The sequence below is a fragment of the Micromonospora sp. NPDC003776 genome (assembly GCF_053605645.1).
In genome coordinates, this window is the sequence record NZ_JBSGJR010000210.1 from 1 (window position 1) to 10,327 (window position 10,327).

Annotated in this window: 12 protein-coding genes and 1 pseudogene; 11 read left to right on the plus strand and 2 right to left on the minus strand. The window is 74.1% G+C overall.

What is annotated here, in order from left to right:
* The 7 genes from ACWEVO_RS18280 to ACWEVO_RS18310 all read left to right on the plus strand — a co-directional run.
* Window positions 1-451 (plus strand): LCP family protein (locus tag ACWEVO_RS18280; protein WP_452308719.1); only part of this gene is annotated, 451 nt, incomplete at its 5' end.
* A gap of 248 nt (window positions 452-699) precedes the next feature.
* The gene (locus ACWEVO_RS18285) at window positions 700-1,575 is read left to right on the plus strand and encodes an LCP family protein (RefSeq protein ID WP_452308720.1); all 876 of its coding nucleotides are present in this window, start codon (window positions 700-702) and stop codon (window positions 1,573-1,575) included.
* A gap of 28 nt (window positions 1,576-1,603) precedes the next feature.
* Complete coding sequence (locus tag ACWEVO_RS18290) at window positions 1,604-1,939, plus strand: rhodanese-like domain-containing protein (protein ID WP_452308721.1); 336 nt, start codon at window positions 1,604-1,606, stop codon at window positions 1,937-1,939.
* A gap of 14 nt (window positions 1,940-1,953) precedes the next feature.
* Window positions 1,954-2,745 (plus strand): glycerophosphodiester phosphodiesterase, encoded by a 792-nt coding sequence (locus ACWEVO_RS18295; protein WP_452308722.1) that lies wholly within the window; start codon window positions 1,954-1,956, stop codon window positions 2,743-2,745.
* A gap of 76 nt (window positions 2,746-2,821) precedes the next feature.
* The gene (locus ACWEVO_RS18300; protein WP_452308723.1) at window positions 2,822-4,276 is read left to right on the plus strand and encodes an ATP-binding protein; all 1,455 of its coding nucleotides are present in this window, start codon (window positions 2,822-2,824) and stop codon (window positions 4,274-4,276) included.
* Window positions 4,277-4,339: 63 nt separating this feature from the next.
* Window positions 4,340-4,756, plus strand: coding sequence for an ATP-binding protein (locus ACWEVO_RS18305; RefSeq protein WP_452308730.1), 417 nt, complete (start codon window positions 4,340-4,342; stop codon window positions 4,754-4,756).
* Between the two features lie 61 nt (window positions 4,757-4,817).
* On the plus strand, window positions 4,818-5,702 hold the full coding sequence (locus tag ACWEVO_RS18310) for a DUF5926 family protein (protein WP_452308724.1): 885 nt from the start codon (window positions 4,818-4,820) through the stop codon (window positions 5,700-5,702).
* A 48-nt stretch (window positions 5,703-5,750) separates the two neighbouring features.
* Here ACWEVO_RS18310 and ACWEVO_RS18315 read toward each other — a convergent pair whose 3' ends face one another.
* The gene (locus ACWEVO_RS18315; RefSeq protein WP_452308725.1) at window positions 5,751-6,962 is read right to left on the minus strand and encodes an arginine deiminase; all 1,212 of its coding nucleotides are present in this window, start codon (window positions 6,960-6,962) and stop codon (window positions 5,751-5,753) included.
* Window positions 6,963-7,125: 163 nt separating this feature from the next.
* On the opposite strand from ACWEVO_RS18315, the gene ACWEVO_RS18320 reads away from it, so the two are divergent.
* From ACWEVO_RS18320 to pheA, 4 genes are all read left to right on the plus strand, one after another.
* Window positions 7,126-7,863, plus strand: coding sequence for a hypothetical protein (locus tag ACWEVO_RS18320; protein WP_452308726.1), 738 nt, complete (start codon window positions 7,126-7,128; stop codon window positions 7,861-7,863).
* Window positions 7,864-8,093: 230 nt separating this feature from the next.
* Window positions 8,094-8,549: a hypothetical protein gene (locus tag ACWEVO_RS18325; RefSeq protein WP_452308727.1), complete on the plus strand. Its 456-nt coding sequence runs from the start codon at window positions 8,094-8,096 to the stop codon at window positions 8,547-8,549.
* Between the two features lie 121 nt (window positions 8,550-8,670).
* Window positions 8,671-9,198 (plus strand): hypothetical protein, encoded by a 528-nt coding sequence (locus tag ACWEVO_RS18330; protein WP_452308728.1) that lies wholly within the window; start codon window positions 8,671-8,673, stop codon window positions 9,196-9,198.
* A gap of 10 nt (window positions 9,199-9,208) precedes the next feature.
* Window positions 9,209-10,165: a prephenate dehydratase gene (pheA, locus tag ACWEVO_RS18335; RefSeq protein WP_452308729.1), complete on the plus strand. Its 957-nt coding sequence runs from the start codon at window positions 9,209-9,211 to the stop codon at window positions 10,163-10,165.
* A gap of 43 nt (window positions 10,166-10,208) precedes the next feature.
* Here pheA and ACWEVO_RS18340 read toward each other — a convergent pair.
* A pseudogene (locus tag ACWEVO_RS18340) lies at window positions 10,209-10,327 on the minus strand (AIM24 family protein); the annotation flags it as partial.

A 10,327-nucleotide genomic window follows, 5' to 3' on the forward strand; every position in this document is an offset into this window, starting at 1 on the left:
GCCGATGACCCCGGTGGTGCACAAGAAGGGCTGCCGGGAGATGGAGGGCTGGGAGGCCCTCGACTACGCCCGCCAGCGCTACGGCCTGCCGAACGGCGACTACGACCGCCAGCAGAACCAGCAGCAGCTGATCAAGGCGATGGCCAGGAAGGCCACCGACAAGGGCATGCTCACCAACCCGCTCAAGCTGAACCAGCTGATCAAGGCGGCCGGCAAGGCCTTCATCCTGGACACCGGCGGCGCGCCCATCGCGGACTTCATCTTCACCCTCAAGGGCGTGACGGGAAACGACCTGGTCACCCTGCGTACCAACGGCGGTAGCTTCTCCACCGCGGCCAGCGGCCGGGAGATGCTCAACGACACCAGCCGGCAGATGTTCCAGGCGGTCAAGAACGACAAACTCGCCGACTTCGTGGTGGCGAACCCGAGCGTCCTCTCCACCCGGAAATGACCCGGACCCGGCGGTAGCTGCGGCGAAGCGGCCACCGCCGGCCTCCCCGGGCCGTAGCCTGACGTGAGCGGGTCTCACGTACAGCCACGGGGAGGGGTGTCACGGCCAGGGCGGCGCGGACCGGACGCGGGCGGGGGCGACCCGCCCGCTGGGCCCGGTTCCTGATCGGCGCCGGACTCGCCCTGGTCCTGCTCGCCACGCTCGGCATCGCCGGGCTGCACTGGCTCACCAACCGGTACGACCGGACGGTGACCAAGCAGCAACTGCTCGACGGCACGGCGCGGGAGCGGCGTACCGACTTGTCGCAACCGCTCAACTACCTGCTGATCGGCTCCGACCACCGGCCCGGCACCAACCCCGAGGACCAACGCTCGGACACCATCCTGATCGTCCACGTGCCGGCCGGCATGCGGCAGGCGTACCTGATCTCGATCCCGCGCGACCTGCTCGTCGCCATCCCGGCGGCGCCCGGCTACGGCGGCGGCCAGGACAAGATCAACGCGGCGTACGAGCACGGCGGCGGCGGTGAGGCCGGTGCCCGGCTGCTCTCGGCCACGCTCACCCGGCTCACCGGGATCCGCTTCGACGGCGCCGCACTGGTCGACTTCTCCGGGTTCAAGCAGGTCATCGACCTGCTCGGCGGGATCCGGATGTGCGTGGACACGCAGGTGCGGTCCATCCACACCAGGACCCTGTTCACCCCCGGCTGCCAGCAGATGGACGGCGCCCGGACGCTGGACTACGTCCGCCAGCGCTACAACCTGCCCGACGGAGACTACGACCGGCAGCGACACCAGCAGCAGATGCTCCGCGCGGTGCTGGACAAGGCCGGCGAGACCCACCTGCGCAGCGACCCGGTCAAGCTGGACCAGGTGCTGCGGGCCGTCGGCGGCGCGCTGACCGTGGACACCAACGGCGTACCGGTGGAGGACCTGCTGCTCGCGCTCCGGGCGCTGCCCGCGGACGCCCTCCAGGGCGTACAGGTCCCCTCGTACCCGCAGACCATCGGCGAGGTCTCGTACGTGGTGCTGGACAACGGCGGCGCCGGCGTCTTCGACGCGGTCCGCGGCGCCCGGATGCCGGCGTGGGCCGCCGCCAACCCGCGCTGGGTCAACCACCTCTGATCCGGACGGCCGTCTAGGCTTGGTAGCCGTGTTCGGACCCCAGGTTCCCAGCGTGCCCGCGTCGGCCGTGCCCGACGACATCTACCTGCTCGACGTCCGGGAGGACGACGAGTGGGCCGCCGGCCACGCGCCGACCGCCCACCACCTGCCCATGACCGAGTTGCCGGCCCGGATGGCCGAGGTGCCCGACGACCGCGAGGTGGCGGTGATCTGCCGCTCCGGCGGGCGCTCCGCGCAGGTCGTCGCGTACCTCATGCGCAACGGGTGGGACCAGGTGCGCAACGTCGAGGGCGGCATGGGCGACTGGGCCGCCGCCGGCCGACCCGTGGTCACCGACGACGGGCAGCCGGGCCGGGTCGCCTGAGGCGTGTCGGCGGCATGACCGACCCCCTGGTCTTCGCGCACCGCGGCTCCTCGTACGACCTGCCGGAGCACACCCTCGCCGCGTACCTGCGCGCCCTCGACGAGGGCGCCGACGGCCTGGAGTGCGACGTCCGGCTCACCCGGGACGGGCACCTGGTCTGCGTGCACGACCGCCGGCTGGACCGCACCAGCAACGGTCACGGGCTGGTCAGCGCGCGTACGCTGGCCGAGCTGGAGGCGCTGGACTTCGGCTCCTGGCACCCGGGCGGGGTGGCGGCCGACGGCGACGAACCGCTCGACGAGTCGCACACCCGGCTGCTCACCCTGGAACGGCTGCTCGACGCCGTGCTGGCCGCCGGCCGGCCGGTCCGGCTGCTGATCGAGACCAAGCACCCCTCCCGGTACGGGCGGGACGTGGAGCGCCGCCTGGTGGCACTGCTGCGCCGGTACGGGCTGGCCGAGCCGCGGCCGGACGGCCGGGTCCAGGTGACGGTGATGTCCTTCTCCCCGCTCGCCGTACGCCGGATCCGCGAGCTCGCGCCCGACCTGCCCACGGTGCTGCTGCTGGAGGTGCTGCCGCGCTGGCTGCGGCTGGGCCGGCTGCCGTTCGGCACCCGGATCGCCGGGCCGGGGATCGGCCTGGTCCGGGCCCGCCCGCAGCTGGTGCCCGCCCTGCGGGCCGCCGGCAACCAGGTCTACGTCTGGACGGTGAACGAGCCGGAGGACCTCGAACTGGTGCTGGCCGCCGGGGTGGACGCGGTGATCACCGACCGGCCCGCCCGGACCCTGGCCCGGTTGGGTCGATGAGCGATCGGCCCGGCGGCCGATCCCGCCCGTACGGCCGGGGGTGTCCCCGGACCGGTCGGCGCGGCACACTCGGGACATGCCGGAGCGAACCGACTTCACTGCCCTCATCACCGGCCACACCGACGTGATCGCGATGATCAACTCCGGGGAGTCCGGCCTCTCCGTGCTGACCCGGCTGCTCCGGGTGGTGCAGCCCGCCGTCGGCGCGGCCGGCCTGGTGTGGGTGGAGTTCGCCCCCGCCGGGGGGCGGGTGATCGCCGCGACCGGCAGCGCCGAGTTCGTCGTCGGCCGGCCCCTGCCCGCCACCGACCCGGCCACCGTCTGCCTGCTCTCCGGGTCCCCGGTCCGCGAGCTCCGGACGGACGCCGTCCCCGGCGCGCTCGCCGTCGAGGTGGCCGCCCGGGGGCTGTCCCGGATGATCGTCGCCCGCGCCGAGATCGGCGGCCTCACCGTGGGCAGCCTGCACGCCCTCTATCCGGAGGGCGACCCGCTCGACGCGTCCCAGCGGGCCGTCATCGGGTACGTCGCCGCCTGCATCGGGCACATGTACGGCGACCAGACCGGCCTCCCGGTGCACGGTGACGGCCCGGTGGTGGCCGCGCTGGCCGACGGCCTGGCGGTGGTGGACCGGCACCACCACGTCCGGCTCTGGAACCCGGCCGCCGCCCAGGTCACCGGCCGGCCGTCCAGGGAGGCGCTGAACCGCCCGCTGCCGTTCCCGCTGCCCCCGCCCGGTCAGGTGCTCGACCACCGGCTCCCGGACGGCCGCTGGCTGCGGATCACCGCCGGGGAGCTGCCCGGACCCGGCGGGCTGCGGGTGATCACCTTCCGGGACATCACCGACCAGCAGCGCCGCGACGACGACCGGGACCTCTTCGTCGCGGTCACCAGCCATGAGCTGCGCACCCCGGTCACCGTGATCAAGGGGTACGCGGACACCCTCACCGACCACTGGGAGTCGCTCAGCGACACCGACCGGCGGCAGGCCGCCATGATCATCGGTCAGCGTGCCAACGAGCTCGCCCGACTGGTCGACCGGCTGCTCACCGCGGCCACCGAGCACCGGCCCGGTGGCGAGCCGGCCGCCCCGTTCGACCTCGGCGACGCGCTGCGGAGCGCGCTGACCGACCTGCCGGCGGACGTCCGGCACCGGATCGTCCTCGACCTCCCCGACGACCTGCCCAAGGCGCTGGGCGACCGGCACAGCCTCGCCACCGTGCTCACCGAGCTGAGTACGAACGCCGGAAAGTACTCACTGCCGGACACCCCGATCGAGGTCGCCGCCGAGGCGAACGAGCGCACCGTCTCCTTCCGGGTCGCCGACCGCGGCATCGGCATCCGCCCCGAGCACGTGGAACGGGCGTTCGACCGGTTCTGGCAGGGCGAGTCCGGTGACCGCCGACGCTATCCCGGCGCGGGACTGGGTCTCTATCTCGTCCGCCAAATCGTTGAACAGCAGAATGGATGGGTATCCCTCCGACCGAGAGCCGGTGGGGGTACGGTCGCAGAGGTGCGGCTGCCGCGGGGATGACCTGGGCACCCAGTGGGTGGAGGAACGACGGTGGCGACGGGTTCGGCCGAACGATCGTGGTGCGTGGTGGTGCCCCACCACGCGACCGGCGCGCGCCTCGCCCGGCACCGGCTCGCCGACGAGCTGGCCGACGTCGTACCCCCGGTGCTGCTGGCGGACCTGGTCGCGGTCCTCGCCGAACTGGTCGGCAACGCGGTGCGCCACGCGGATCCGCTACCCGGCGGCGTGGTCCGGGTGGCCTGGCGGCTGCGCTCCGCCGACGACGGGCAGACCGTCCAGCTCCGGGTGACCGACGGCGGGTCCGCCTCGGGTCCGCTGATGCGCCCGTCGACCCCCGACGCGATCGACGGCCGCGGCCTGCACATCGTCACCGGGCTGGCCAGCCGCTGGGGCGTCGAACGGGACGGCCTCGGGCAGAGCGTCTGGGCCGAGTTCGACCCGACCGGCGTGCCCCGGCCCGATCTGGTCGTGGCGGGTTGACCGGCGTCCGGGGGCGGGTCCTGCCCACCCGGGTCCGGCCCGGCATCTAGGCTGTGTCGCCGTGAGCAAGCGTCGAAAGAGCCAGCGGGCCGCCGAAGCCACCCCGAAGCGCGAGAAGGTACGGGACGTCTTCGTGCCCCGACCGTTCGAGGGTCTGGTCGACGAGCCGGAATGGATCGCCCTGCGCGAGCTGGTCCCGGCCGCCTCCGCGCCGCTGCGGCTGACCCCCGAGCTGGTGGCGGAGTACGGCGACCGCCCGGTGATCCTGGCCACCGTGCTGCCGATGGCCGCCCCGGCGATGACCAAGCCGGACGGGCGGGTGTTCATCGGCCTCCAGCGGCACCAGCAGTCCGGCGACGTCTCCCGGGACCTGGCCGACGCGCTGCTCTGCGCCCTGCGTACCGAGCCGGGTGGCCAGGTCACCGTGCCGCCGCTGCCCGGGCCGGGCCCCCGCCTCCAGGACGTCCTGGTGGACGGCCCGCTGGAGATCACGATGCACGACGGCTTCGAGTTCTGGCTGGACCCGGGCGCCGCCGACGACCCGACCGTGCAGGCGTCGCTGGAGCGGGCCAACGCGGCGATCTACCCGACCGTCAAGCTGGCGGCGGCGCGGGCCGCGTACTGGTGCCAGGTGCCGGAGAAGGCGCACGTGCGCTGGGTGCTCCCGGACGACGAGGACGCGGCGCTGGACGCCCTGTCCCGGCTGGGCGTGGCCGGCACGCTGACCCTCGGCGAGCAGACCCGCTTCGCCGGCATGTTCCGGGCGCACGGCCGCCTGGTGCCGGTCTGGGACCTGCCCGAGGACGTCCCGGCCACCGACTGGGAGGAGCCGGTGACCGAGTTCGCCAAGCGGTACGCCGAGGCGCTGGAGGAGAAGGAGCCGCTGGACGCGGCCGCGCGACGGGCCCGGCAGGGCCTCCTCGGCCGCCAGCTCACCCTGCGCTGACCTGGTCCTCCACGACGGGCTCCGGTTGTCGACCGGGGCCCGTCGCCGTCAGCGGCGCAGCGGCTCGCGGACCAGCGGGCAGGACATGCAGCGCGGGCCGCCCCGGCCGGAGCCCAGTTCCGAGCCGGCGATCGCGATCACCTCGATGCCGGCCCGTTCCAGCTGGGCGTTGGTCTCCACGTTGCGCTCGTAGCCGACGCAGAGCCGGGGCGCCAGGGCGAGGGTGTTGTTGCCGTCGTCCCACTGCTCGCGCTCGGCGGTCACCGGGTCCAGGCCGGTGTCGATCACCCGGAGCTGGTCCAGGTCCATCGCGTCGGCGGCGGCCCGCAGGAACGGCGCCGGCCCGTCCACCCGGGGCTCGTCGCCGTCCGCTCCCGCGATGACCGTGTACGCCGACAGGGTGCTGGCGATGTTCGGGTACATCAGCACGGCGTCCACGTCGACCATGGTGCAGACGGTGTCCAGGTGCATGGTGGCCCGCTCCTGGGCGATCGGCACCACCAGGATGGTGTGCGCCAGGCCGGCGGCGAACACCTGCCGGGCGAGCCGTTCCGCCCCGGCCGGGGTGGTCCGCTCGCCCACCCCGACGGCGAGCACGCCCGGCGCGAGCAGCAGCACGTCGCCGCCCTCGAGGTGCTCGAGTTCCGGGTGGTAGACGAACTCGGTGCCGGCGAACCGCGGGTGGTGCCGGTAGATCGCGTCGGTGAGGCTGGTCTCCCGCCGCCGGGCGGTCATGGCCAGGCTGGTCACCCCGACCCGGTCCCCGATCCACACCGAGGAGTCCCGGGTGAAGAGCAGGTTCGGCAGCGGGTCGATGACGAAGTCGTGCCGGTCCATCAGGGTCCAGACCAGACCGCCCGGCCGGTCCCGGCCGATCCGCAGCTCCTCGTGGGCGAGCCCGGCGACGAACACGTCGGCGAGGGCGGCCGGGTCGAGGTAGGCGAGGTGGTCGGCGATCCGCCGGCGCAAGGTGTCGCCCAGCCGGGGTGAGCGGAGCACCAACTCGGTCAGCTCGGCCCGGGCGTCCGGCACGGCCAGCGTCTCGGCCAGCAGCGTGGCGAGGTAGAGCACCTCCACGCCGCGCTCGCGGAGCGCGGCGGCGAAGGCGTCATGCTCCTCCTGCGCCCTGCCCACCCATGGGATAGCGTCGAAGAGCAACGAGTCGTTGTTGCGTGGGGTCAGGCGGGCGAGTTCCGGCCCGGGGCGGTGCAGCAGCACGGTGCCGAGCCGACCGACCTCGCTGTCCACATAGTGGGTCACCCTCGCAGCGTAGGGCAGGCTTCGGCACCATCCGGGAAAAGAAGTGTGAATGAATATGGCATTCATCCGCACTCATTCCGGCGCTCCAACTTGCCGAGCCCGGGGGTAGGCAACGTAGGGTAGTGGAGACATAACTTCGAGAGACCTTTTGCCGGAGGTCGCGATGACTGTCTTTCCCGCTCGTCGAGCCGTACCCACCCGGGCACTGCCGACCGTCGCGCTGCCCCACCCCCGGGTCGAGCCCACCTCGGTGCTCGAACCAGCCCGACCGACGCCCCTCGAGTGGGCCCGCCGTCGCCGGGCCGAGCGGGGCGCCCGCCGGTTGGAGGCGGCCGGAGCCCGGGCCCTCGGCCAGCTCGACCACCTCGGGCCCGCCTGGCACGTCATCGAGTGGCCCCGTACGGACGCGGCGGACGTCCTCCTCGACCGCGGTCAGGACGAGCGGGCCGGGTTCCTCGCCATCGGGCCGAGCGGCCTCTTCGCGGTCACCATCGCCGACCACGGTCGCGCCCGGGTGCTCGTCGCCGGTGACGTGGTGCAGATCAACGGCAAGCGTCCGCCCTATGTGGCCGAGGCGCGCCGGGACGCCAAGCGGGCGAGCAAGGCCCTCTCCGACGCCGTGGGGTTGCCGATCCCGGTCACCCCGGTGCTGACCTTCGTCGGCTCCGGCGTGATCAGCGTCTACGGCCTGCCGAAGGACTGTCTGATGGCCACCCATCGGGAGCTGGACCGCCTGCTCGTCGCCGCGGGCAACCGGATCAGCCCGGCCACCGCCGAGAAGCTGTCCCGGGTCGCCGAGTCCCCCTCCACCTGGCTCAACGGCACGTACCGTCCAGCCGCCGACTACCGGTGGTACGAGGAGGGCCGAACGGCCGCTGACAAGCGGGCCGCCCGGCGGTAACGTCTCCGGCGACGCCACGCGGTCCGCGGATCCGCCCCCGGTGGTTCCGTCCGCCGCGCCGTCGCCGGCCGCCCGACACCGGGCACCCCTCGCACCGACATCCGTTCCCCGATCGCGTCGAGGCTCCGGGCTCCCCGGCAGCAGCGGCGACCGGTGGACCGAGCGCGGTCGGGCGGTCGTCGTGACGACCGGCTAGCGTGGACAGACCGTCGGTGTACATAGGAGGCGCGGTGGCCCACGTCGAACTCTCGCTCTCGGAAGTGTTCCCCCCGACGGTGGGGACCCCGGCCGAGCAGGAGTCCGACAACTTCGGGCAGTGGTCGGGGACCGTCTCCCGGGCCGCCGAGCCCTGCCTGCTGATCGACGGCGACACCACCGTGGTGGCGATCTCCTCGTCCGGCTGCGAGCTGCTCTGCCTCAGCACCCCGGAGGACGTCGTCGGGCGGCCGCTGCTGGAGGGTGGCCTGCGGCTGGTCGACTTCACCGCCCGGCCCAGCGAGCTGACCGAGCAGGACACGGAGAAGATCCCGCCGCTGCTCGCCCTGCACTCCGGCCGGCTCGCCCGCGGGCTGCTCCGGGTCCAGGGCTCCGGCGACGACGCCGGCACCACCGTCGACGCCATCTCCACCCCGGTGCTCACCGACGGCGAGGTCGCCGGGTCGCTCACCTTCTTCTCCCGCGTCTGACCGCGGCAGCCGGCGCGCCCGGCATCGCTTCCACCCGTGACCTTCACCCGATCGGGCGATGCTCCTACGATGGGCTCGGCCAGTCAGCCACAACGGCGTACGTCGATGCCGAGGATGGACCGTGTCACCCAGCTCGCCCCCACCCGCCCCCCGCCGCCGGTACCTCCCGGCGGCGCTGGTCGCCCTGCTGGCCCTCGCCGGCTGCGGCGCCCCACCCGAGCTGCGCCAGACCGCCACCCCGGTGGTCACCGCCTCGGCCGCCGCCACCCCCACTCCCACCCCGACGCCGAGCCCGCCGCCGGCCGGCCCGGCCGCCCCCGCACCGGTCCCCAGCCCGTCCGACCTGGTCGCCACCGCCTGCCCGGCCGGCCCGACCGGTGACCGGGTGGTGTCCCTGGTGCGCGGGCGGGGCGGGGTGCTGCCCCGGGACGTACGGGTCACCGTGCGGTCCGGACCGCTCTGCGCCGGGGGCTGGCAGTACACCGTGCTGGCGGTGCGCGGGCACGAGGAGCTCCAGGTGGTCACCCGGGGCAAGCCCAAGGCCCTCGATCTGGTCACCGCGGGGACCGACGTCTGCTCCGTCGAGGTACGCGCCGCCGGACCGCCCGGCATCCGGACCTTGGCCTGCGACGGCACCCCGGGTGCGTAGGCTGGTCGCCATGCCGGGAACACCACCGACCCGCTTCGTCTACCTGGGTCCCGAGGGCACCTTCGCCGAGCAGGCACTGCGTACGGTGCCGGCCGCCGAACGGGGCAGCCGCACGCCGGCCCGCAGCGTCGGTGAGGCGCTGGACGCGGTCCGCGCCGGCGACGCGGACGCCGCGCTGGTGCCGCTGGAGAACTCCATCGGCGGCGCGGTCGGGGTGACCCTCGACGAACTGGCCGAGGGGGAGCCACTGGTGATCACCCGGGAGGTGATCCTGCCGGTGGAGTTCGTGCTCGCCGCCCGCGCGGGCACCTCGCTGGCCGACGTGCGCAGCCTGGCGGCGCACCCCCAGGCGTCCACCCAGTGCCGCAACTGGCTCCGCGACCATCTGCCGGACGCGACGGTGGTCGACGTGCTCTCCAACGGCGCCGCCGCGGCGGGCGCCGCGAGCGGCGAGTACGACGCGGCCATCTGCGCCCCGATCGGGGCGGCCCGGCACCGGCTGGCCGTGCTCGCCGACAAGATCGCCGACCACCCGGACGCGGTGACCCGCTTCGCGCTGCTCTCCCGCCCGGGCCCGCCCCCGCCGCCCACCGGGGACGACGTGACCTCGCTGGCGGTCTACATCGCCCACGATCGGGTGGGCGCGCTGCTGTCCGTGCTGATGGAACTGGCCGTCCGCGGGGTGAACATGACCCGGATCGAGTCCCGCCCGACCGGTGAGGCGCTCGGCCGGTACGTCTTCTTCCTCGACTGCACCGGTCACGTCGCCGACGTCCGGCTGGGCGAGGCGTTGCAGGGGCTGCGCCGGGTCTGCGCAGACGTACGCTTCCTCGGGTCGTACCCCCGGCACCGCTGGAGCCCGGCGGCGAGCGACCGGCCGGTCCCGGCACCGGCCGGCCTCTCCGACGCCGACTACGCCGACGCGGCGGCCTGGTTGGCCCGGCTGCGCACCGGCGAGCTGAGCTGACCGGGCGCGGGGCGGCCGGACGGACGCCCCGCGCACTCCGGGGTCACTGCAGCAGGCCGCCGAGCAGGCCGCCCTGTTGCTGCTGCTGCGCCCCGCTGCCCTGCACCGGCGCCTCCTCCGACGGCTGCACCACGACGAAGCCCTGCCCGGCGAAGCTCATGG